We start from the raw sequence: 23,300 nt of genomic DNA on the forward strand, positions 1-23,300 counted from the left end.
CGGCGCGGCCACCTATCGGCCATCAAAATTGACGCCGACCGGACTCCGTAATCGTCGCGCTACACGCGCGGCCCGAACGGCCGCCAGCCCATTTCCTCGCTCATCGAACCGCTGCCCCCTGATGCCTGCGCGGGGACTCTTAGCCGCCAGGCGCGCGCTCGCAAGACGGGACGTGATCACACCGATGGCCGGGCCGGCCATCGGTGTGGTTTGTTGGGAAATGCGCGGAAGAGCGCATTTCGTTGCGGCACCAGCCGCTCCTCCGCTTCAGCCCGGCTCGTAGCCCAGCAGGTCGCCCGGCTGGCAATCCAGTTCGCGGCAGATCGCTTCCAGCGTGGAAAAGCGGATCGCCTTGGCCTTGCCGGTCTTCAGGATCGACAGGTTGGCCAGCGTGATGCCGATGCGTTCGGCCAGTTCGGTCAGCGTCATGCGGCGGGCATGGAGCAGGTCGTCCAGCTTGACGGTGATCGCGCCGCCTTCGGTGGTCTCATCGGACATCAGACCGTACCCTCCAGCTCGGCGCGCATCGCGGCGCCCTGGCGGAAGACGCGGGCCAGGATGAACAGGATCAGCATCAGCAGCAGCCCGTTGCCGGACAGGCCGCCATCGACGTGGACATCGACATTGGTGTCCGTGCCCTCGGTCGCCCGCGCGATCCACAGGCCGATCGCGCCGATCGGCAGGGAGATCAGCTGCACGCCCAGGCTCAGCCAGGCCATCTGCGTCAGCCGGCGCGCGTTTTCCGGCACGAAGGGATCGCCCTGCCCCACCGTATCGACGATGCGGCGCAACAGCAGGAAGATGCGGAACAGCGCGGCCATCAGCCCGATGACCAGCAGCAGCACCAGGCCAAGCGCGGTCAGCAACTGGGGCATGGCCAGCCCCGGCGCGTCCCTGGCCAGTTCGCCGGCGATGTCGTTCTGGAAGATGAACAGCGCCGGGATGGCGACAAGGCAGACGGCGGCCGCGAACGCCGTGATCCCCATGAGGAAATAGAGCACGCCCTTGGCAATGGCCAGAAGCGGATCGCGGGTGATCGAGACCATGGCGGAGTTCCCTTTCTGCTTACATCAGGACCGGGGCGGAAGCGGGGCTGGCCAGGGCCATCGGCACGCTTTCGCTCTGGTGCTGGGCGGGGTTGGACAGGGTCGCGGTCCAGAACGTGGCCATCAGGGCGACGGCCAGGAGGACGGCGAGCGGGCGGTTGGCGGTAGTGGCAGTCATTGTTCGTTCTCCGATATGCTTGATATCGATATTCAATAAGTCCGATTCGGCTTACTGTCAAACGATAATATCGAAAAACAATATATCACACATCGTTTTGCGGAAATCGGCAGGCCGAAAATCGATATGCCCCAAGCCCAAACGCGCGAAAATCCGTGACTCGCGCATGGCAGGGCCGGATCAGCACAGCCCGGCGCCGGTCACAGGATCGCCGCCACGCTGGCCCCGAAATCGCGCCGCGCCCACAGCTTGAGGAAAACGGTGAAGACGTGCAGGCAATTGCGCGCCGGGTCGATCGCCAGGATCGCCGGATCGCGCGGCCCGCTCGCCCCGGCGACTTGCGGGCAGCGGAAGGTGACGATCTCGGGAAAGGCAAGCACGCGCGCCACGCCCATCGTCGCGATATGGACCATCAGGTGGCGTTCCAGCGCCGCAACCGTGATCGCCGGCCCGCCGGCCCGCTGGTATTCGCTGGCGAACAGCGCGAGCAGCTCGTCCAGGTGCCGGTCCCAGATATCGTGATGCGCCGCGCTCAGCCCGCCCCACAGCGCCGAGCCGAAGGTGATCTGGCCCACCCGCCCCCAGTCGATCAGCCCGCAGCGCAGCGCGGCGCCCTCGCGCCAGAAGAAGCAGTTGTCGATATGCGCGTTCCAGTGGCACAGCGCGATCATCGCCGGATCGCCGGTCAGGAAGTGCTGGATTGCCGCCTCGTGCTCGCGGATGTGCAGCGCCTCGCGCGCCATGCGATCGAGGAAGGCGGGATCGCGCACGTCGTCGGGAAAGTGCTGCGGGCACGCCAGCACGAAGTCGCGGCAATAGGCCAGCTCGGCGCGCAAGGCCGCCGCGTCGTAGCGGATCGGATCGGCGCTGCCGGCCACCCGATCGAAGGGAAACTCCGCCTCGATGTCGGGCGAAAGCCGGCCGGACTTGTGCGCGCCGGCCAGCCGGGCCAGCGCGGTCACGGTGGCGCGGTAATAGGGCAGCGGATCGTCCATCGTCTGGAAATCGAGCGTCTTGGGCCGGTGCGGCTCGATCCGGCCTTCGCCGTAAGGTACGCGCTCGGTGATGACGAGGCCGGTGCCGGTCGCCATCTCGTAATCGGCAAAGCACGCTTCGGCGACCGCGATGGGAAAGCCCGGCCGGCGCGACAGCGCCATGAACGGCGCTTCGCTGGCCATTTCATAGCGGCCGGGATGATCGCGGCGGACATCGGCGAAATCGCGCGAGAACTTGACGAACAGCTCGGTCTTCAGCGCGGGATCGGACCGGGCATAAGCCACGGTGAGGAAGAACTTGGCGCCGGTGCTGCCGCCCGGACAGCGATCGAGCCGGACGATGCGGGTGACGGCATTGTCATCGGCCAGCGCGCCGAAGGCGCGAAAGGCGCGCGTCAGGAAGGCCGCGCCATCCTCGCGCAGCGCCGCTTCGTGCGCGGGAATGACAAGGCCGGTATGATCGCCGCGCACGCGGTCGACCATCACGGGTTCGGGCACTGGGGACGGGATCGGCATCGCCCGCGCTTATGCCATGCCGCGCACGGTTTGACAGACCGCCCTGGCGATCCTATATCGCGATCTGCTCGGCGCTTCGAGCAAGACGGGTCCATGCGCGGGGATCTGTCCAGGAAGGAAGCGCTTTCGGGTTTTTCATCTGACGCACAAGGCTGCGGGCCGGACGATTCCTTGCGGAATGCGTGCGCGCCAGGCGGCCTTTTCGTGTTTCGGATGGCTTCGTCCCGGCGGAGCCCATGCGTGATCGAGACCATGTTCCGGCCGGACCGTTTTTCCGGCCCCAATGCAGCGAAGAGGCCAAGACCCCCTTATGGCGACCAAGCCCCTCGAACCCACCGGCCCCAACGGCCGCTCGGCGAAGAAGCGTATCCGCAAGATTTTCGGCGACATCCACGAAGTCGTCCAGATGCCGAACCTCATCGAGGTCCAGCGCGAATCCTACGAGCAGTTCCTGCGCTCCGACCCCGCGACCGGCTATGTCTCGGGCCTGGAAAAGACGCTGCGCTCGGTCTTCCCGATTCGCGACTTCGCCGGCACCAGCGAGCTGGACTTCGTCCACTACGAGCTGGAAGATCCCAAGTACGACACCACCGAGTGCCGCCAGCGCGGCATCACTTACGCGGCGCCGATGAAGGTCACGCTGCGCCTGATCGTGTTCGAGGTGGACGCCGAGACCGAGACCCGCTCCGTCCTCGATATCAAGGAGCAGGACGTCTACATGGGCGACATGCCGCTCATGACCGAGAACGGCACCTTCATCGTCAACGGCACCGAGCGCGTGATCGTTTCGCAGATGCACCGTTCGCCGGGCGTGCTGTTCGATCATGACCGGGGCAAGACCCACTCTTCGGGCAAGTTCCTGTTCGCCGCGCGCGTGATCCCCTATCGCGGATCGTGGCTGGACTTCGAATTCGACGCCAAGGACATCGTCAACGTGCGTATCGACCGCAAGCGCAAGCTGCCGGTCACCGCGCTGCTTTACGGCCTGGGCCTCGATAGCGAGCAGATCCTCGACTACTTCTATGACAAGGTCACCTGGCGGCGCGGCGCGAGCGACATCACCGGCGGCGGCTGGCGCCTGCCTTACGTGCCCGAAGCCTGGCGCGGTTCGAAGCCGACGTTCGACATCGTCGATGCCGCATCGGGCGAAGTGATCTTCCCGGCAGGCCAGAAGATCAGCCCGCGCGCCGCCAACAAGGCGCAGAAGGACGGGCTGGCCGAACTGCTGATCCCGACCGAGGAAATCTTCGGCCGCTTCTCCGCGCGCGACCTGATCGACGAATCGACCGGCCGCATCTGGATCGAGGCGGGCGACGAGATCACCCCCGAGAACCTTGAGGCGCTCGACAAGGCGGGGATCGACCAGATCGACCTGCTCGACATCGACGATGTCAACACCGGCCCGTGGATCCGCAACACGATGAAGGCCGACAAGGCCGAAAATCGCGACATGGGCCTGGAAGCGATCTACAAGGTCATGCGCCCCGGCGAGCCGCCGACGAAGGAAACCGCCGAAGCGCTGTTCGACGGCCTGTTCTTCGATCCCGACCGCTACGACCTTTCGGCCGTGGGCCGCGTCAAGCTCAACATGCGCCTGGGCCTCGATGCCGAGGACACCGTCACCACGCTGCGGACCGAGGATATCCTCGCCGTGGTCAAGGAACTGGTGAACCTGAAGGACGGCAAGGGCGAGATCGACGACATCGACAACCTCGGCAACCGCCGCGTGCGTTCGGTTGGCGAGCTGCTGGAAAACCAGTACCGCGTCGGCCTGCTGCGCATGGAACGCGCGGTGAAGGAGCGCATGTCGAGCGTCGACGTCTCGACCGTGATGCCCAACGACCTGATCAACGCCAAGCCCGCCGTGGCCGCGGTGCGCGAGTTCTTCGGCTCCAGCCAGCTCTCGCAGTTCATGGACCAGACCAATCCGCTGTCGGAAGTGACCCACAAGCGCCGCGTCTCGGCGCTCGGGCCGGGCGGCCTTACCCGTGAACGCGCGGGCTTCGAAGTGCGCGACGTTCATCCGACGCACTATGGCCGCATCTGCCCGATCGAAACGCCGGAAGGCCCGAACATCGGCCTGATCAACTCGCTCTCGACCTTTGCCCGCGTCAACAAGTACGGCTTCATCGAGACGCCGTACCGCAAGGTGGTCGACGGCAAGGTGACGAAGGACGTGGTCTACCTCTCCGCCATGGAGGAGCAGAAGCACACCGTCGCGCAGGCCTCGGCCGAAACCAATGCCGACGGCTCCTTCGTCGAGGAGCTGATCTCCGCGCGCGACAGCGGCGAATTCGTCATGGCGCCGCGCGATCACGTGACGCTGATGGACGTTTCGCCCAAGCAGCTCGTCTCGGTCGCCGCCTCGCTCATTCCGTTCCTGGAAAACGACGACGCCAACCGCGCGCTGATGGGATCGAACATGCAGCGCCAGGCGGTGCCGCTGGTCAAGGCCGACGCGCCGTTCGTGGGCACCGGCATGGAAGAGACCGTGGCGCGCGATTCCGGCGCGGCGATCTCGGCGCTGCGTTCGGGCGTGGTCGACCAGGTCGACGCCACCCGTATCGTCATCCGCGCCTCGGGCGACATCGAGCCGGGCAAGTCGGGCGTGGACATCTACACGCTGCAGAAGTTCCAGCGTTCCAACCAGAACACCTGCATCAACCAGCGTCCGCTGGTGAAGGTGGGCGACATCATCCAGGCCGGCGACATCATCGCCGACGGCCCGTCGACCGACCTGGGCGAGCTGGCGCTGGGCCGCAACAGCCTCGTCGCGTTCATGCCGTGGAACGGCTACAACTATGAGGACTCGATCCTGATCTCCGAGCGGATCGTGAAGGACGACGTCTTCACCTCGATCCACATCGAGGAGTTCGAGGTGATGGCCCGCGACACCAAGCTGGGGCCGGAAGACATCACGCGCGACATCCCCAACGTCGGCGAGGAAGCGCTGCGCAACCTCGACGAGGCGGGCATCGTCTACATCGGCGCCGAAGTGCATCCGGGCGATATCCTGGTGGGCAAGATCACGCCGAAGGGCGAAAGCCCGATGACGCCGGAAGAAAAGCTGCTGCGCGCCATCTTCGGCGAAAAGGCGAGCGACGTGCGCGACACCTCGCTGCGGCTGCCGCCGGGCGTTTCGGGCACGATCGTCGAAGTGCGCGTGTTCAACCGCCACGGTATCGAGATCGACGATCGTACCCGCGCGATCCAGAACGAGGAGATCGAACGCCTCGCCAAGGACCGCGAGGACGAGCGCGGCATCCTCAACCGCGCGACCTACAACCGCCTGCGCGAGATGCTGATCGGCCAGGTCGCGGCGGCCGCGCCCAAGGGCATCAAGAAGGGCGTCGAGATCACCGAGGAGGTGCTCGCCGAGGCCGAGCGTCACGAATGGTGGAAGTTCGCCGTGGCGGACGATCACATGCAGTCGCAGCTCGAAGCGGTGAAGGCCCAGTACGACGAGACCGTCAAGGCGATCCAGGAGAAGTTCGAGGACCGCAAGGAAAAGCTCGAGCGCGGCGACGAGCTGGCGCCGGGCGTGCTCAAGATGGTCAAGGTCTTCGTCGCGGTGAAGCGCAAGCTGCAGCCGGGCGACAAGATGGCCGGCCGTCACGGCAACAAAGGCGTCATCAGCCGCATCCTGCCGATCGAGGACATGCCGTTCCTGGAGGACGGCACCCCGGTCGATCTCGTGCTCAACCCGCTGGGCGTGCCCTCGCGCATGAACGTCGGGCAGATCTTCGAGACCCACCTGGGCTGGGCCGCGCGCGGCCTGGGCCAGCAGGTCAAGGCGGCGCTGGAGGAATGGCGCCAGGCCAATCCGAACCCCGAGGCGGGCGCTCCGCCCGAAGCGGTGCGCGAACGGCTGAAGACGATCTACGGGCCGCAGTACCACACCGATATCGACGCGCGTGACACCGCCTCGATCGTCGAGCTGGCCGGCAACCTCGTCAACGGCGTGCCGATGGGCACTCCGGTGTTCGACGGCGCGCACGAAAGCGACGTCGCCGAGATGCTGGAGCTGGCCGGGCTGCACCGTTCGGGCCAGTCGACCTTGTTCGACGGCCGCACCGGCGAGGCGTTCGACCGCAAGGTGACGGTGGGCATCATCTACATGCTGAAGCTGCACCACCTGGTCGACGACAAGATCCACGCCCGCTCGATCGGCCCCTACAGCCTCGTCACCCAGCAGCCGCTGGGCGGCAAGGCGCAGTTCGGCGGCCAGCGCTTCGGCGAAATGGAGGTCTGGGCGCTGCAGGCCTATGGCGCGGCCTATACCTTGCAGGAAATGCTGACGGTGAAATCCGACGACGTGGTCGGCCGCACCAAGGTCTACGAAGCGATCGTCAAGGGCGACGACACCTTCGAGGCCGGCATTCCCGAGAGCTTCAACGTGCTCGTCAAGGAAATGCGCTCGCTGGGCCTCAACGTCGAGCTGTCCTCGTTCACCGACGAGAACGATCCCGACGGCGATCTGGCCGAAGCGGCGGAGTAACGGGCCCGGAAATCAGGGAAGGGCGCAGGCACACAGGCGCCCTTCCCTTTCCCGCCCACGAATTTTCCCTCCAGGCGAGGACTGAACCATGAACGACCTGACCAAATTCACCAACCAGATGGCCAAGCCCGAGACTTTCGATCAGATCCAGATCGGTCTCGCCAGCCCCGAGCGCATCCGCTCCTGGTCCTTCGGCGAGATCAAGAAGCCGGAGACGATCAACTACCGCACGTTCAAGCCCGAGCGCGACGGCCTGTTCTGCGCGCGCATCTTCGGCCCGGTGAAGGACTACGAGTGCCTGTGCGGCAAGTACAAGCGCATGAAGTACAAGGGAGTCGTCTGCGAGAAGTGCGGCGTCGAAGTGACCGTGACCAAGGTGCGCCGCGAGCGCATGGGCCATATCGAACTGGCTGCGCCGGTCGCGCACATCTGGTTCCTCAAGTCGCTGCCTTCGCGCATCGGCCTGCTGCTCGACATGCAGTTGAAGCAGCTTGAGCGCATCCTCTACTTCGAAAGCTACGTGGTGATCGAGCCGGGCCTGACCCCGCTCGACAAGTACCAGCTGCTGACCGAAGACGAGATGCTCGACGCGCAGGACGAGTATGGCGAGGATTCGTTCTCGGCCGGCATCGGCGCCGAGGCGGTGAAGCACATGCTCATGTCGCTGGACCTCGAGCAGGAACGCGCCGACCTGCTGCAGGAGCTTGAGACCACCAAGTCCGAACTCAAGCCCAAGAAGATCATCAAGCGCCTGAAGGTGGTCGAATCGTTCATCGATTCGGGCAACCGCCCCGAATGGATGATCCTTGACGTCGTCCCGGTCATCCCGCCCGAACTGCGCCCGCTGGTGCCGCTCGACGGCGGCCGCTTCGCGACCTCGGACCTCAACGACCTCTATCGCCGCGTCATCAACCGCAACAATCGTCTGAAGCGGCTGATCGAGCTGCGCGCGCCGGACATCATCGTGCGCAACGAAAAGCGCATGTTGCAGGAAGCGGTCGACGCCCTGTTCGACAACGGCCGCCGCGGCCGCGTCATCACCGGCGCCAACAAGCGTCCCTTGAAGTCGCTGTCCGACATGCTCAAGGGCAAGCAGGGCCGCTTCCGCCAGAACCTGCTCGGCAAGCGCGTCGACTATTCGGGCCGTTCGGTGATCGTCACCGGGCCGGAGCTGAAGCTGCACCAGTGCGGCCTGCCCAAGAAGATGGCGCTCGAGCTGTTCAAGCCGTTCATCTACGCCCGGCTCGACGCCAAGGGCCTGTCGATGACGCTGAAGCAGGCCAAGAAGTGGGTCGAGAAGGAACGCAAGGAAGTCTGGGACATCCTGGACGAGGTGATTCGCGAGCACCCCGTGCTGCTGAACCGCGCGCCCACGCTTCACCGCCTGGGCATCCAGGCGTTCGAGCCGGTGCTGATCGAAGGCAAGGCGATCCAGCTTCACCCGCTGGTCTGCTCGGCGTTCAACGCCGACTTCGACGGTGACCAGATGGCCGTCCACGTGCCGCTCTCGCTGGAAGCCCAGCTGGAAGCGCGCGTGCTGATGATGAGCACCAACAACATCCTGTCGCCTGCCAACGGCAAGCCGATCATCGTGCCTTCGCAGGACATGGTGCTGGGCCTCTATTACCTGTCGATGGATCGCGATGGCGAGCCGGGCGAGGGTATGCTGCTGTCCGACATGGCCGAAGTGCACCAGGCGCTGCACATCGGCGCGGTCACGCTGCATTCGAAGATCACCAGCCGCGTGCCGCAGACCGACGAGGCCGGCAATACCTACATGCGCCGGCTGGAGACCACGCCGGGCCGTATGCTGATCGGCGAATGCCTGCCCAAGAGCCACACGGTGCCCTTCGACGTGGTCAACCGCCTCCTCACCAAGAAGGAGATCGGCGACGTCATCGATCAGGTCTACCGCCACACCGGCCAGAAGGACACGGTGCTGTTCGCCGACGCGATCATGAGCCTGGGCTTCCGCCACGCGTTCAAGGCGGGCATCTCGTTCGGCAAGGACGACATGATCATCCCGGACAGCAAGGTGGCCCTGGTCGAGGAGACCAAGGCGCTGGTGGCCGACTATGAGCAGCAGTACCAGGACGGCCTGATCACCCAGCAGGAAAAGTACAACAAGGTGATCGACGCCTGGAGCCGTTGCGGCGATCAGGTGGCGAACGCCATGATGGACGAGATCCGCGCCCAGCCCCGCGATCCCGAAACCGGCCGCATGGCGCAGATCAACTCGATCTACATGATGAGCCACTCGGGCGCCCGCGGTTCGCCGGCGCAGATGAAGCAGCTTGCCGGTATGCGCGGCCTGATGGCCAAGCCTTCGGGCGAGATCATCGAGACGCCGATCATCTCGAACTTCAAGGAGGGCCTGACCGTCCTTGAATACTTCAACTCTACCCACGGCGCCCGCAAGGGCCTGGCCGACACCGCGCTCAAGACGGCGAACTCGGGCTACCTGACGCGCCGCCTGGTCGACGTGTCGCAGGACTGCGTGGTCGTGATCGACGATTGCGGCACCGAACGCGCGCTGGAAATGCGCTCGATCGTGCAGGGCGGTTCCACCATCGCCTCGCTGGCCGAGCGTATCCTGGGCCGGACCCTGGCCGAGGATATCGTCGACAAGGAAGGCAACGTGGTCGCCGCCAACGGCACGCTGCTCGATGAAGCGGCGGTCGCCGCGATCGAGGCCACCGGCATCCAGGCCGCGCGCATCCGTTCGCCGCTGGTCTGCGAAGCGACGCAGGGCGTCTGCGGCAAGTGCTACGGGCGCGATCTGGCCCGTGGTACCCCGGTCAACATCGGCGAGGCGGTGGGCGTGATCGCCGCGCAGTCGATCGGCGAGCCGGGCACGCAGCTGACCATGCGTACGTTCCACATCGGCGGCGCGGCGCAGGTCAACGAGACCAGCCACCTCGAATCGATCGCGGACGGCACGGTGGAATACCGTGACATCCCGACCATCGTCGACAAGCGCGGCCGCCGCCTCTCGCTGGCCCGCAACGGCGAGATCGTGGTGATCGACACCGAAGGGCGCGAGCGCGCCATCCACCGCGTGCCTTACGGTACCGTGCTGCTGCACACCGATGGCGCGACGGTGAAGGAAGGCGAACGCCTGGCCGAATGGGATCCGTTCACCCTGCCGATCATCACCGAGACGAGCGGCATCGTGAAGTACCAGGATCTGGTCGACGGCAAGACGCTGACCGAGCAGACCGACGATGCCACCGGCATGTCCAGCCGCGTCGTCACCGAGAACCGCTCGTCCAGCCGGTCCAAGAAGGAGGATCTGCGTCCGCGCATCACCCTGCTCGATGAAGGTTCGGGCGAGGCGGCGCGCTATATGCTCGCTCCGGGCGCGACGATCTCGGTCGAGGACGGCCAGATGGTCGAGGCGGGCGACATCCTGGCCCGCGCCAGCCGCGAAGCCGCCAAGACGCGCGACATCACCGGCGGTCTGCCGCGCGTCGCCGAACTGTTCGAGGCGCGCAAGCCCAAGGACAACGCGATCATCGCCAAGACCTCGGGCCGCATCGAGTTCGTTCGCGATTACAAGGCCAAGCGCAAGATCGCGATCGTTCCCGAGGAAGGCGATCCGGTGGAATACCTGATCCCCAAGTCCAAGGTGATCGACGTTCAGGAAGGCGACTGGGTCAAGAAGGGCGACAACCTGATCTCGGGCTCGCCCGATCCGCACGATATCCTCGAAGTCCTCGGCGTCGAGGCGCTGGCGGAATACCTCGTGGCGGAAATCCAGGAAGTCTACCGGCTTCAGGGCGTGAAGATCAACGACAAGCACATCGAGGTGATCGTTCGCCAGATGCTGCAGAAGGTCGAGATCACCGACGGCGGCGACACCACGCTGCTGGCGGGCGAGCAGGTCGACTACGAGGAAATGAACGAATACAACGCCAAGCTCACCCCCGGCCAGAAGCCGGCGGAAGGCAAGCCGGTGCTGCTGGGCATCACCAAGGCGAGCCTGCAGACGCGTTCGTTCATCTCGGCGGCCTCGTTCCAGGAAACCACGCGCGTGCTTACGCAGGCCGCGGTCGAGGGCAAGAAGGACTCGCTGATCGGCCTCAAGGAGAACGTGATCGTCGGCCGGCTGATCCCGGCGGGCACAGGCGCGGGCATGAACCGCGTGCGCGTCGCCGCCTCCAGCCGCGATGCCGCGCTGCGCGCGCAGTACCGCAAGCTGCAGGAATCGCTGATCGCGCCGGAAACGGCGGCGGCGGAACATGCGGCCGAGCTGCGCCGCGATCCGCGTGACGATCTGGGTGACGATGCGCTGGCGGCGGTCGAGGGCGAGACCCACGGCACCGACGCCGACGCGGGCGACTACCTGCTGAAGAGCGACGAGGCCGAATAAGCCTCCGCGCTCCGTCGCAAGAAACCAGAAGGCCCCGTCGGAGCGATCCGGCGGGGCTTTTCCGTTCAGGCTGGCGAACAGCGGCCATCTCGACAGGGACACGATCCCGTTCGACGAACGACATGGCCTATCATGCTGCAATGCGGCATAGTGCGCGGATGATTGCTGACTTGCGAAAGATTGTTTCGATGCCTCGCCCGATGTCCTCCGTCACTTGCGCCGCGATCGCCTCGGTGCTGGCCATGACCGCGTTCGTGATCACGGCCGGCACGCTGCCCGCGCAGGCGCATGGCGCGGCCCCGGCGGCGATCGCATTGGAAAAAGCGAGCCGCTGAGCCGCCGCGCTCAGCTTCCGCCGAGCATCATTCGGTCGCCATCGATCTCCACCCCGCGCAATTGGGAGAGGAAGGACTGGCCGAGCAGCGATACGCCCAGCCCGTCCGGCACGATCGCGGCCTGCACCTGGCGCGCCTCGAACCCGCCCAGTTCCACCCGGTCCAGCACCACCGGCACGCCATAGACCGGCCCGCTCGCGCCCTGGCCGATCCGCACCAGATCGCTGTCGTTCCATTCCAGCCCCATGTCCTGGGCATCCTCGGCGGTGAGCGCGACGATGCTGGCGCCCGTATCGACGAGGAAGCGGGCGGGATGCGATTCGACCGAGACTTCGGCATAGAAATGCCCGTCGGGCTGCCGGTCCAGCACTGTCTCGCCGGTCAACCAGGCCTCACGGCGCGAGGCGCGCGTGGTGGCGGCGGCAGGGGAAGCAAGAGCGGCCGGAGCCGTGCTCTTTTCCGGGAACGTGCCGGTCAGCGTGGGCGAGCCGCCGGGTCGCGCCAGATCGGGCGTCATCCAGCCCAGCAGGAGGCCGCATCCCAGCAGCAACAGAACCGAACCCTTGCGCATGGGCGCAAGGATAAGCCTTCAGGGCTTAAGCGCGCGTAAAGGGCAAGCGCCGTCAGCCCGGCGTTTCGCTGCCGGCGGCGGGCGGCGCCTCGACCTCGAGCGCGCCGATGCGCAGGCGCTCGACATGCGCATCGCGCAGGCGCAGCTTGCCGATCGACAGGCGGCCGATGGCCATGGCGCCGATCGCGACCGCGCCCATGGCGATCGCCCCCAGCGCGAACGAGCCCAGCGCCAATGCGCCCACCGCGCCCGCCCCCAGCCCCGCCGCCGGGGTGGCTTTCGCCAGATCACTCCGCCGCATCGGCCTGGCCCGCGTAGTCCGCCACCGCGCCGGCGTGCCCGGCGTGCCCGGCGTCGGACATCTCCGCCTCGATCTCGGCCGCCTTGGCCTCGACCAGCGCGACGATGTGATCGAGCATGTCCTGGCTCTGCACATGGTGGTCGGTCACGCCCGAGAGGTAGACCATGTGCTTGCCGTTGCCGCCGCCGGTCACGCCGATATCGGTCTCGCGCGCTTCGCCCGGACCGTTGACGACGCAGCCCAGCACCGAAAGCGACAGCGGCGTCTTGATGTGGGTGAGCCGGCTTTCCAATGCCTCGACCGTGCGGATCACGTCGAAGCCCTGCCGCGCGCACGAGGGGCACGAGACCACCCGCACGCCGCGCGTGCGAAGGCCCAGTGACTTCAGGATCTCGAAGCCGACGCGCACTTCCTCTTCGGGCTCGGCCGAAAGCGAGACGCGGATGGTATCGCCGATCCCCGCCCAGAGCAGGTTGCCGATGCCGATCGAGGACTTGACCGTGCCGCCGATCAGCCCGCCCGCCTCGGTGATGCCCAGGTGCAGCGGGCAATCGACCGCATCAGCCAGCCCCTGATAGGCGGCGACCGCCAGGAACACGTCGCTGGCCTTCACCGCCACCTTGTATTCGTGGAAATCGTGGTCCTGCAGCAGCTTGATATGATCGAGCGCCGATTCGACCAGCGCCTCGGGGCAAGGCTCGCCGTACTTTTCCAACAAGTCCTTCTCAAGGCTGCCGGCGTTGACGCCGATGCGGATCGCGCAGCCGTTGGCCTTGGCCGCGCGCACCACTTCGGCCACGCGCTCGTCCGAGCCGATGTTGCCGGGATTGATGCGCAGGCAGGCCGCGCCCGCGTCGGCCGCTTCCAGCGCGCGCTTGTAGTGGAAATGGATGTCGGCGATCAGCGGCACCCGCGCGGCGCGAACGATCTCGCGGAAGGCCGTGGTGCTCTCGACATCGGGGCAGGACACCCGGATCAGGTCCGCCCCGGCATCCTCGCAGCGGCGGATCTGGTCGATCGTCGCGCCGGCGTCGGACGTGGGCGTGTTGGTCATGGTCTGGACCGTGATCGGCGCGTCGCCGCCCACGGGCACGGCTCCGACCATGATCTGGCGGCTCTTGCGGCGCTCGATATCGCGCCAGGGGCGTATGGATGACATGGCAGCCTCTATAGGCGCTTGGTGTGAAAGGCGAAAGGCGCAGCGCGCATGGTTCGTTGCCCCGCCTTCCCCAGCGGCCGCTTTTCGGGCATGGATCGGCGATGAGCGACCCTTCGCTGACTGATGAAGCCGATAAACAGGGGCCCCTTCTTTTCGGCCGCGTGCTTGATGGCGAAGGCGGCGGACGGCCGATCAGCTGGGACGAGGTCGATTCCTGGCGCCCCGTCGTCGACAGCGAAGTGCTGTGGATTCATCTCGACCGCACCTGGCCCGGCCTTGCCGAATGGCTGGAGGAAACGCTGGTGATCCCCGAGCCGACGGCGGAACTGCTCACCAGCGACCAGACCCGCCCGCGCGCCTTTCGCGAGCAGGACGCGATCGTCGCGACGCTGCGCGCGATCAACTTCAACGCCGGCGCCGAGCCGGAAGACATGGTTTCGATGCAGCTGTGGTGCGACGGCCGCCGGCTGGTGACGCTGCGCCGCCTGCCGTTGCAGACGCCGCGCACCATCTGCCTGGAGATCGACGAAGGCATCGGCCCGCTTGACGCCGGATCGCTCATCACCTCGCTGACCGAGCACCTGATCGACCAGATGAACCATGCGATCGTCGACATGAACATGGCGATCGACGAGCTGGAGGATATCGAGGACCATACCGAGACCGGCCATATGCTGGCACGGATCACCACTATCCGGCGCAATTGCCTGGCGCTGAAGCGCCACATGTCGCCCCAGCACGAAGCGCTGGAGAAGATCGCCAGCACCGCCCCGCCGTGGTTCGAGAGCCATGACCGGCGCGAGATCGCCGAATCGATCGACCGGCTGGCGCGCTGCCTCGACGATCTGGATATCAGCAAGGAAAGCGCGCTGGTGCTGCAGGACGACATCCGCGCCCGCGCGCTGGCCGGATCGTCGCGCACGCAATACCTGCTGACGATCGTGGCCGCGATCTTCCTGCCGCTGACCTTCCTGACCGGCCTTCTGGGCATCAATGTCGGCGGCATTCCCGGCGCGACGCATCACAGCGCCTTCTGGATCGTCGCCCTGATCTGCGCCGCCATCCTGGGTGTGCAGCTTGCCCTGTTCCGTTACTGGAAGTGGTTCTAGGGCCGATCAGATCAGGGCCGCGAACAGGAATTCGGCGTCGCACTGGCGGCCCACCCAGAATTCGATGTCGGCCATCTTGATGAAGCCATAGCGCGCATAGAAGCGTTGCGCGCCGTGGTTGCCGCTCCAGACCGAAAGCTGGATCTCGTCCGCGCCGCTGCCACGCGCCTGCCCGATCGCCCAGTCCATCAGCCGGGCGCCGACACCGCCGCCGGTCCGCGCGGGATCGAGGTAGATCTGCTTCAGCTCGATCGCCCGCTTCCCGCGCGCGTGGTCCGGCCAGCCGCAGGCCATGGCCAGCTTGCAGAAGCCGAGCAGCGCCCCGTCGCGTTCGGCAAGCTGGATGCACATCGCCGGATCGGCGATCTCCCGGGCCACGTTCGCCTCCGTATGCGCGATCTGCAGGAAGCTGGCGAGATCGTGCGGCGCATAGAGATGCGCGAAAGCGGCGCAGAACGCATCGCGGCCCAGCGCGGCCACGGCGGCGGCATCGTCCGGGGTGGCGGGGCGAAGCTGGATGGCCGGCCCGGTCATAGCGCCCGCGTCATGCACAGGCTGAAATCATCGAGCACATAGTCGGCGAACGGCGGGCATTCGGTGAAGCCATGCGCGCGATAGAGCGCCTGCGCGGCGTGGAACGGCTCGGGCCGCCCGGTCTCCAGGCTGACGCGGGCATAACCGCGGCTGGCCGCTGCGGCGAGCAAGTGCAGCAGGATCGCCTTGCCCACGCCCTTGCCGCGATATTCGGGCGCGGCGCGCATCGATTTCAGCTCGCCATGGCGCGCGTCCAGGTGCTTGAGCGCGCCGCAGCCGGCCAGCCGGTCGCCATCCCAGGCGGTGTAGAACGTCACGTCCGGCTGGCGCAGCCGCTCGGCCGGCATGGCATGGACACTGCACGCGGGCGACCACTGATGCATTTCATCAAGGTGCATCCGCAGCAGCGCCAGCACCTGTGGCCCGGTCAGGTCATCCTCGCAAATCCGCAATGAGACGATCATCTTCATCAGTCCGAAAACTTGTCGGCCTTGCGCCGGCCCATGCGCATGGCCGCTTCGAGCCGGGCGCGCAACTGGGTGTAATAGGCTTCGAGGAACGCGCGCTCATCGTTCCAGCCATCGTTGCGGCCGATCTTGCCGGAAATGGCGAGATAGACCGCCTCGATCGAGGCCGCGCGCTTCTCGCGCAGCACGCGCTCCAGCGTCTGCAATTCGTATTCGCCGTAGACCGCCAGCTCGGCATCGTCGAAACGGTACTTCCCCTCGGCCACCGGCGCCAGCGCCTCGCCAGGCGCGGCCGCCAGCGACATCGCCGCTTCCAGCTTGCGCCGGGGCGTCTCGACCACCCAGCTGCCGGCGATCACGTCGCCCGCGCGCAGGCGATCGCGGTTGAACAGCGGGAACAGCGCGAAGATCAGGAACCAGGCCGTCGCCGCGATCCAGGCCGCGCCGCTGTCCGCCCCGGCCGAAGCGAGGAACACCGCCGGCAGGAACAGCTCGATATCGCGCAGCAGGTTGCGCGCGATCACCATCTCGGCGGTGAGCCGCCCGCCGTCGCGCGCGGCGATGCGGATGCCCGAAAGCCGCTTGCCCGGCGTCGCGCCGCGCGGCCCCAGTTCGAAATAGAGGAAATAGGCGTTGCGGAACAGGAACATCAGGATGGTCCACAAGACCACCAGCAGTTCCAGCGCGCGCATCGCCGGCGCCGCGCTTGCCATCCGCTCATTGATCCCCCTTAGACCCCCGGCGACATAGATCAGCGTCACCGTGGTCGCGATCATCAGCACGCCGATCAGCATGAGGTCGATCAGCAGCGCGCCCGCGCGCGATCCCCGGCTGGCCACCGTGACGGGCAGCGCGATGCCTTCGGGCGTCACCATGATCCGGTCACGATTGGTGCGGCGCAGGCGCGTCGGGATGGCCCTGGTGCTCATGCCGCGTCCGCGCCCTGGCGCCGGAAGGCGAAGAAATAGGCCAGCCAGAACGACAGCATGAAGCCGCCGATGACAAGGCGGCTGGGCGTGTTGTCGACCAGTTGGCGGGCAAAGCCTTCGAGCAGCGCGGCCACCACCAGCATCAGCACCACGCCCGCCATGACTTGCGCGGCGCGGCGCCCCGCTTCGGATGCGGCCTGCAGTACCGGACGTTCGCCGGGAAAGGCCATCGCCCGGCCGATGTGCAGCCCCGCCCCGCCCGCGAGCAGGATCGCGAACAGCTCGGTCGTGCCATGGACCGAAAGCCAGCCGACGAAATCGAGCGTCAGCCCCGCGCCGTGATAGAGCCACAGCATCGCCCCCAGCACAGCCGTGTTCTGCACCAGCAGCATCAGCGAGGGCACCCCGAAGGCAAAGCCCAGCGCGAAAGCCAGGATCGAGACTTGCGCGTTGTTGCTGAACAGATAGGCGGCAAAGGCGCCCAGCCCGTTCTGCCCGTCGTTGCCGAACAGCGTGCCGCGCAGCACCTGCGCGCTGGCGCCCGGCACGCGCGCGTCGGTGAATTGCGAAGGCACCAGCGCATAGAACCATTCGGTATCGCTGGCGACAAGCAGCCAGCCGACCATCGTGCCCGCGACCATGACGCACAGCGCGATGAACAGATCGAGCCCGATCGCGCGCACAGCGGCGCTCCAGCCGCCGCCCAGGAACCCGCGCAGCCACGAGCCGAGCGAGGAGCGGGGGCCATAGACCACGAACCAGGCGCGCTGCACCAGCGATTCGAGGTAAGCCAGCGTCGCCGCATCGAGCGAGGTCTCGCGCGCGATCGACAGGCTGGAGGCGACCGTGCGGTAAAGCCCCGGCAGCGCCAGCAGGTCATCGTCCGAAACGCGGCGCAGGCGGCCCTTTTCCATCAGCGCGACGATCGCTTCCAGCCGCTTCCAGTCCGCCTCGCGCTCAAGCCGGAAGCGGTCCGATCGCAGCGCCGCGGCCTGGATGGCCTCGATCCCCGAAACCGCCGTCATCCGATCGCTCCCGAACGCTTGATCGCCAGATAGGCGTCGATCAGCCGCGTGCCGACCTGCCGCCAGGGCGCCTCGATCACATCGACGCCCAGCTGCTTGAGCCGCCGCGTCACCAGCGCGCGCTGGCGCAGCAGCAGATCGGCGGACACCGCCATCGACAGCGTGCGCAGATCGGCCGGGCGCGCGCCCGACAACTCCTCCAGTTCCTCGTCGGCCAGCGTGACGAACAGCACGAGGTGGCGGGAAACCAGCCGGCCGATGCTTTCGATCATCAGTTCCGCGCTGGTCGGATCGGTGAAATCGCTGAACACCACGATCAGCGAGCGGCGCTGCAGCCGGCCCGCCAGCGTCGCCAGCGCCAGCGTGAAGTTGGGTTCCTCCGCGCGGTAATCGAGCGTCGCGGCGGCGCGTTGCAGGCGGTGGAATTCGGACGCGCTGGTGATGAACGGTGTCATCACTTCGGGCCGCGAGGCAAAGCCGAACAGCGAGACCCGGTCCCCGCCCTTGAGCGCGACGTAAGCGGTGGCCAGCGCGGCGGAAACCGCGCGGTCGATGCGCGGCATCCCGGCGATCGGCTCGCACATCGTCTGGCCGCAATCGAACGCGAAGACGATGGGATTGTTGCGCTCGGTCTCGTTCTCCTTGGCATAGAGATGAACGTGGCGGGCCGAGGCTTTCCAGTCGATCCGGCGGCGGTCCATGCCCGGCTGGTATTCGGCCAGCGCTTCGAACTGGGTGCCCTCGCCCCGGATGCGCCGGGCGATCAGGCCGAACTGGGCATCGCGCAGGAACGTCTGCAAGGCAGGCGAGCGCACATCGCCGATATTGGGCCAGACGCGCACCTCGATATCGACGTCCACCACGCGCTGGCGCGCGCCGAGGCCGAGCGGGCCGCTCCAGCGCAGCCAGGCCTGGCCGATGCGCCCGGTGCCCCGGCGCGAGGGCTGGAACCCGGCGCTGCCCGCCGCCTCGCGGCCCGCGCCAGCAAGCGCGATGGCGTAGCGCCCACCGGGCGCGAGGCGCGGATCGCAGGCGATCATGCTATCGACCCGCGCGCGCTGCCCACCGCTGAAGCTGGCCTGCGCGGTGAAGTGTTCGGACGCGCCCACCTCGACATCGCCGGGCGCCAGCACCCGGAATTCGCGCAAGCCGCCCGCCGCCAGCGCGTCGGCCAGCACCAGCAGGAAAATCATGCCGCCCAGCGCCGGCGCGGCAATCCACGCCCCCGGCGCGACCGCCGCGACCAGCAGCGCGACCGGCGCCGCCAGCGCCAGCACCACCGCCGCGCGCCGGGTCGGCACGATCAGGGCGAAACGCGGCGCCATCGGCCCTAGCGCGGCGCCTCGGTCTGCTCGACAAGCTGGGCGACGAGCGCTTCCACCTGCTTGCCCTCGATCTCGGCGGCGGGGCTGAGCAGCAGGCGATGGCGCAGGACCGAGGTGGCCAGCGCCTTCACATCATCGGGCACGACATAGTCGCGCCCGTCCAGCGCAGCGCGGGCGCGGGCGGCACCGGCCAGCAGCACGGCGGCGCGCGGGCTGGCGCCGCTCGACAAGTCGGGGCTTTCGCGCGTGGCGCGGACCAGCCGGACGACATAATCGACCACGCTTTCGGCCAGCGTCACCGCCTTGACCGCGGCGACGGCGGCATCGAGGATCTGCGCGTTGGCCACCGTCTCGATGCCCAGCTCGCGCGGATCGGGCAGGCCCCGGTTCTCGCCGAAGCGCGTGACGATGGCGCGCTCTTCCTCGTGGCTGGGATAGGCGATCAGCAGCTTGAACAGGAAACGGTCAAGCTGCGCTTCGGGCAGCGGATAGACGCCCTGGCTCTCGATCGGGTTCTGCGTCGCCACCACCATGAAGTGCGCGGGCAACAAGTGCGCGGTGCCGTCCAGCGTGACGCGGCGTTCCTGCATGGCCTCAAGCAGCGCGGCCTGCGTCTTGGGCGGGGTGCGGTTGATCTCGTCGGCCAGCAGCAGGTCGCAGAAGATCGGCCCGCGCGTGAGGGTGAACTGGCTGGTCTGGAAGTTGAACAGGTTGGAGCCCAGGATATCGCCCGGCATCAGGTCCGGGGTGAACTGGATACGGCTGAAATCGAGCCCCAGCGTGGCCGAAAAGCATTGCGCAAGGAAGGTCTTGGCCGTGCCCGGCGGACCTTCGAGCAGCACATGGCCGCGCGCCAGCAGCGCGATCAGCAAGTGATCGACCGTTTCCACCTGGCCGACCACGGCCTTGGCGATTTCCCCGCGAATCATCTCGGCAAGCTGGCCGACCTGGTCGAGCGTCAGAGTCTGGGTCATCGGATAAGCGTCCTTTCGAGCGCGTGGAGATCCAGCGCGGCCCTGATGAGATCGTGCGGCGCGCGGGCCTTGCGCAGCCGCGCGGTGGTTTCGGAAAACGATATCGCCCCGGTGGCGCGCGCGGCCAGCGCCTTGTCGATCGCCGCGTCGGTCCGGCCCGGATCCGCCTCGCGCGGCAAGGCCAGCGCCTGGACGATGCGCTCACGGGCGCGGTCAGCATAGGGGCCGCCCAGCAGGTGCAGGCGCTTCGCCCGCCGGATCAGCCCGGCCGAATTGGCCACCAGCGCCCGCTTGCCAAACGCGATCGCGCGATCCGGCCGGCGGGCCGGGCCGAACCGCAGGAACGCGCGCCAGCCCGCCGCCAGCGCGGCCAGCAGCAGGCACAGCGTCGCGGCCAGGAACGGCGGTGTGAAGGCCAGCGTCAGCAGGTTGGCCGATCGCGCATGGCCGTTCAGCGTCATGTCGAACACGATCGGAAGCGCTTCCCCCCCAGTCGCGGCGCGGACCAGCGAGAGCGCGGCCAGGGCCCGGTCCTTGTCGGCCATGCCGAAGTTGTCGAGCAGGTCGGGTTCGGCGACGACGACGACGGGCCAATAGTCCGTCTCGTTCTCGTGCTCCGGTTCGCGCCCGGCGGCGGCGGAGAGGTCCGCGAAGGCGGAGCCATCGTCGAGGTAGCCGGCCAGCGCCTGGCCGCGTCCGTCACGCACGATCGGCACGATCCGGCCCGAGGACAGCGTCTGCACGCCGCGCCGATCTGGCAGTCGCCCGGCCCGGCCGAACCCCACCCAGCCCGCCTTGCTGGCCGGCACTTTCTCCACCTTCAGGTCCAGATTGCCCAGAGCCGGGACGTCGTTGCCCCATGCCGGTGACAGCGCGCCGCCGATCACCACCCAGCCAGGCTTCGCGCCGGGCACTTGCGCGGGCTTGGCCGGCACCGCCATCCACTTGGGCAGGACGAGAAGCGTCGGCCCCCAGCTCCGGTGCGCGGCGATCGCCTTGTCGACGGCGTCGGGCGAGGTGAACAGCGGCGGCGTGAGCACCAGCAGGCCGTTCTTCTGGAAAGCCCCCTCGTTCCGGCTGCGGCGCACCATATGGCCGCGCCGTTCCAGCAGGCTCGCCAGCGCGGCATAGCCGTTGAGCCCCCGCCCCTCGACATGCTCGCCACCGTCATTGGTCGAGCCCATGCCGGTGCCGGTCGCGATCATCCACAGCAATGCCAGGAAGACCAGCGCGCCGAACACCACGAGCGCGAGCACCGCGCGCAGCGAGAACGGATTCGCCCCCGCCTCGATCGCGCCGCCCGCGGGACGTGCGCCCGCGTTCATCCGCCGAGCCCGGCCAGCGCGAAATCGGCATAGGCCGCGCGCGCCGCGCGCCAGTCTTCCGCGTCCAGCGCGCGCAGCGCGAAAAGGCTGCGCTCCACCCGCGTGGCGATCGCGGTGAAGGCCAGGCGGGCGCGTTCGGGCAAGGCCGGCAGCGCGGCGATCTCGCGCGCGGTGGTCGCCGGGATCAGCCAGTCGGGCCGCGCCTGCGCGATGTGGCCGACACTGCGGCGCAGCAGCAGGTGCGTCGCTTCGCCATAGCGGCCTTCGGCGGCCAGGCGATCGGCATCCTCCAGCAGCGCCAGCGCCTCGGCATGGCCGGGGGCCCAGTCGGCCGCCGCCGGATCGCGCGGCATCCGCCTCCGCTCGAGCCACGGCGCCAGCAGCAGCCGCCAGAGCAGGAACAGCACCAGCAACGCGGCCAGCGCGATCAGGATCTTTTCGATCACCGGCGCGGAAACGCCCAGGAACTCGCCCAGCGGACGCAGCAGGCGCGCCAGCAGCCGGCCCAGTTCCTGCAGCCAGCCCGGCGGCTCGGGCGCCTGCACGGGCGGCAGCGGCGCGTACTGGATATCGGCGGAGCCGCGCACGGCCTCCCAGTCGCTGGCGGCGTCCCGGGCGGCGGTCGATCCCGCGATCTGTGCGCCGTCAACCTTCACGCAGGTCTAGGTGGCACGGCGCGCCTGCCCGCGCAAGCGCGGTCGCGCTCAGCCCCTGGCGCGCGCCTGGCGATAAGTGCCGAGCGTGCGCACATACTGGCAGTGGAAGCCCAGCTCGGCCATGGCGCGATCGAAACGCGGCTCGCCCGGCGCACCGTGGACATCGCTGTAGAACGTGGTCGCGGCAAAGCTCGCGCCCTTCTGGTAGCTTTCCAGCTTGGTCATGTTGACGCCGTTGGTGGCAAAGCCGCCCAGCGCCTTGTAGAGCGCGGCGGGCTGATTCTTCACCTCGAAGACGAACGTGGTCATCACGTCCCCGCCGGCCAGGCTGGCCGGATCGAGCGGCTCGTTCGCCAGCACGACGAAGCGCGTGGTGTTGTCGGCCGCATCCTCGATCGCCTCGTCGACGATGCGCAGGCCGTAAAGCTCGGCGGCGATGCGCGGCGCGATGGCGCAGGCCTGCGGATCGCCCTGCTCCCTGACCAGCGCGGCCGCGCCGGCGGTGTCCGAATAGGCCAGCGGCACGATGCCGCGCTGCCGCAGGTACTGCCGCGTCTGCCCCAGCGCCTGCGGATGGCTGTAGGCGCAGGCGAACGGCCCGTCGGTCAGGCCCATCAGGGCATAGCTGATCGGCAGGAAATGCTCGCCCACGATCGACAACCCGCTTTCGGGCAGCAGGAAATGAATGTCCGCGACGCGGCCGTGCTGCGAATTCTCGATCGGGATGATCGCGCGCGCCGCCCGGCCTTCCCGCACCGCGTCCAGCGCGTCCTCGAAGCTGAAACAGGGCAGCGGCAGGCAATCGGGATCGTATTCGAGCGCGGCGCGATGGCCGTTGCAGCCGGGCGCGCCCTGGAAGGCCATGGCGCGGGCCGGATCGCTCGCGGCCTGCTCGGTCATCTGGGTGACGAGGGCCAGGGCGGGTTCGGGATAGGAATGCATGACGGCTGCGGCGCTTAAGCCGCTCGGCAGATAACCGCAATGG

Annotated in this window: 20 protein-coding genes; 4 read left to right on the plus strand and 16 right to left on the minus strand. The window is 67.6% G+C overall.

Translation table 11 applies throughout. The annotated features are described in order from the left end of the window. Positions 1-267: 267 nt before the first annotated feature. The 4 genes from PYV00_RS04945 to PYV00_RS04960 all read right to left on the minus strand — a co-directional run bounded on the left by PYV00_RS04945 (position 268) and on the right by PYV00_RS04960 (position 2,717). Positions 268-498, minus strand: a complete 231-nt coding sequence (locus tag PYV00_RS04945) for a helix-turn-helix domain-containing protein (RefSeq protein WP_275227164.1) — start codon at positions 496-498, stop codon at positions 268-270. Then, positions 498-1,046, minus strand: coding sequence for a DUF2975 domain-containing protein (locus tag PYV00_RS04950; RefSeq protein ID WP_275227165.1), 549 nt, complete (start codon positions 1,044-1,046; stop codon positions 498-500). Before PYV00_RS04950 ends, PYV00_RS04945 begins: the two co-directional genes overlap by 1 nt. A gap of 19 nt (positions 1,047-1,065) precedes the next feature. Next, on the minus strand, positions 1,066-1,224 hold the full coding sequence (locus PYV00_RS04955) for a hypothetical protein (protein WP_275227166.1): 159 nt from the start codon (positions 1,222-1,224) through the stop codon (positions 1,066-1,068). A gap of 200 nt (positions 1,225-1,424) precedes the next feature. Then, on the minus strand, positions 1,425-2,717 hold the full coding sequence (locus PYV00_RS04960; protein ID WP_275227167.1) for a hypothetical protein: 1,293 nt from the start codon (positions 2,715-2,717) through the stop codon (positions 1,425-1,427). 328 nt (positions 2,718-3,045) lie between these two features. Between PYV00_RS04960 and rpoB the strand changes: the two genes are divergently transcribed. The 3 genes from rpoB to PYV00_RS04975 all read left to right on the plus strand — a co-directional run bounded on the left by rpoB (position 3,046) and on the right by PYV00_RS04975 (position 11,940). Next, complete coding sequence (gene rpoB / locus PYV00_RS04965; RefSeq protein WP_275227168.1) at positions 3,046-7,233, plus strand: DNA-directed RNA polymerase subunit beta; 4,188 nt, start codon at positions 3,046-3,048, stop codon at positions 7,231-7,233. 88 nt (positions 7,234-7,321) lie between these two features. After that, positions 7,322-11,605, plus strand: coding sequence for a DNA-directed RNA polymerase subunit beta' (gene rpoC / locus PYV00_RS04970; RefSeq protein ID WP_275227169.1), 4,284 nt, complete (start codon positions 7,322-7,324; stop codon positions 11,603-11,605). Between the two features lie 200 nt (positions 11,606-11,805). After that, the gene (locus PYV00_RS04975; protein WP_275227170.1) at positions 11,806-11,940 is read left to right on the plus strand and encodes a hypothetical protein; all 135 of its coding nucleotides are present in this window, start codon (positions 11,806-11,808) and stop codon (positions 11,938-11,940) included. A 10-nt stretch (positions 11,941-11,950) separates the two neighbouring features. Here PYV00_RS04975 and PYV00_RS04980 read toward each other — a convergent pair whose 3' ends face one another. From PYV00_RS04980 to ispG, 3 genes are read right to left on the minus strand one after another with little or no spacing between them, the layout of a single operon-like run. Continuing rightward, positions 11,951-12,511 carry a retropepsin-like aspartic protease family protein gene (locus tag PYV00_RS04980; protein WP_275227171.1) on the minus strand — a complete coding sequence of 187 codons (561 nt, stop codon included), beginning with the start codon at positions 12,509-12,511 and terminating at the stop codon, positions 11,951-11,953. A 52-nt stretch (positions 12,512-12,563) separates the two neighbouring features. Next, positions 12,564-12,812, minus strand: a complete 249-nt coding sequence (locus PYV00_RS04985; RefSeq protein ID WP_275227172.1) for a hypothetical protein — start codon at positions 12,810-12,812, stop codon at positions 12,564-12,566. After that, complete coding sequence (gene ispG, locus PYV00_RS04990; RefSeq protein ID WP_275227173.1) at positions 12,799-13,971, minus strand: flavodoxin-dependent (E)-4-hydroxy-3-methylbut-2-enyl-diphosphate synthase; 1,173 nt, start codon at positions 13,969-13,971, stop codon at positions 12,799-12,801. Before ispG ends, PYV00_RS04985 begins: the two co-directional genes overlap by 14 nt. A gap of 101 nt (positions 13,972-14,072) precedes the next feature. On the opposite strand from ispG, the gene PYV00_RS04995 reads away from it, so the two are divergent. Continuing rightward, entirely contained in the window at positions 14,073-15,080 is a 1,008-nt protein-coding gene (locus PYV00_RS04995; RefSeq protein ID WP_275227174.1) for a zinc transporter ZntB, read from the plus strand. A 6-nt stretch (positions 15,081-15,086) separates the two neighbouring features. Here the strand turns inward: PYV00_RS04995 and PYV00_RS05000 are convergent, their stop codons facing one another. From PYV00_RS05000 to PYV00_RS05040, 9 genes are read right to left on the minus strand one after another with little or no spacing between them, the layout of a single operon-like run. Next, the gene (locus PYV00_RS05000; RefSeq protein WP_275227175.1) at positions 15,087-15,614 is read right to left on the minus strand and encodes a GNAT family N-acetyltransferase; all 528 of its coding nucleotides are present in this window, start codon (positions 15,612-15,614) and stop codon (positions 15,087-15,089) included. Continuing rightward, positions 15,611-16,078, minus strand: coding sequence for a GNAT family N-acetyltransferase (locus tag PYV00_RS05005; protein WP_275227189.1), 468 nt, complete (start codon positions 16,076-16,078; stop codon positions 15,611-15,613). Before PYV00_RS05005 ends, PYV00_RS05000 begins: the two co-directional genes overlap by 4 nt. Positions 16,079-16,083: 5 nt before the next feature. Then, positions 16,084-17,010 carry an RDD family protein gene (locus PYV00_RS05010; protein ID WP_275227176.1) on the minus strand — a complete coding sequence of 309 codons (927 nt, stop codon included), beginning with the start codon at positions 17,008-17,010 and terminating at the stop codon, positions 16,084-16,086. After that, positions 17,007-18,035 carry a stage II sporulation protein M gene (locus PYV00_RS05015; RefSeq protein ID WP_275227177.1) on the minus strand — a complete coding sequence of 343 codons (1,029 nt, stop codon included), beginning with the start codon at positions 18,033-18,035 and terminating at the stop codon, positions 17,007-17,009. Before PYV00_RS05015 ends, PYV00_RS05010 begins: the two co-directional genes overlap by 4 nt. Then, positions 18,032-19,360: a DUF58 domain-containing protein gene (locus PYV00_RS05020; protein WP_275227179.1), complete on the minus strand. Its 1,329-nt coding sequence runs from the start codon at positions 19,358-19,360 to the stop codon at positions 18,032-18,034. Before PYV00_RS05020 ends, PYV00_RS05015 begins: the two co-directional genes overlap by 4 nt. A gap of 5 nt (positions 19,361-19,365) precedes the next feature. Beyond that, complete coding sequence (locus PYV00_RS05025) at positions 19,366-20,334, minus strand: AAA family ATPase (protein ID WP_275227180.1); 969 nt, start codon at positions 20,332-20,334, stop codon at positions 19,366-19,368. After that, a complete protein-coding gene (locus PYV00_RS05030) occupies positions 20,331-21,659 on the minus strand; it encodes a DUF4350 domain-containing protein (protein WP_275227181.1) in 1,329 nt (442 codons plus the stop codon). Before PYV00_RS05030 ends, PYV00_RS05025 begins: the two co-directional genes overlap by 4 nt. Continuing rightward, positions 21,656-22,315 carry a hypothetical protein gene (locus tag PYV00_RS05035; protein WP_275227182.1) on the minus strand — a complete coding sequence of 220 codons (660 nt, stop codon included), beginning with the start codon at positions 22,313-22,315 and terminating at the stop codon, positions 21,656-21,658. The genes PYV00_RS05030 and PYV00_RS05035 overlap by 4 nt, the downstream gene beginning before the upstream one ends. Positions 22,316-22,363: 48 nt before the next feature. Continuing rightward, positions 22,364-23,257, minus strand: a complete 894-nt coding sequence (locus PYV00_RS05040; protein ID WP_275227190.1) for a prephenate dehydratase — start codon at positions 23,255-23,257, stop codon at positions 22,364-22,366. Between the last annotated feature and the right edge of the window lie 43 nt (positions 23,258-23,300).

It is taken from the genome of Novosphingobium album (ex Liu et al. 2023) (genome assembly GCF_029076845.1).
Classification (GTDB): Bacteria; Pseudomonadota; Alphaproteobacteria; order Sphingomonadales; family Sphingomonadaceae; genus Novosphingobium.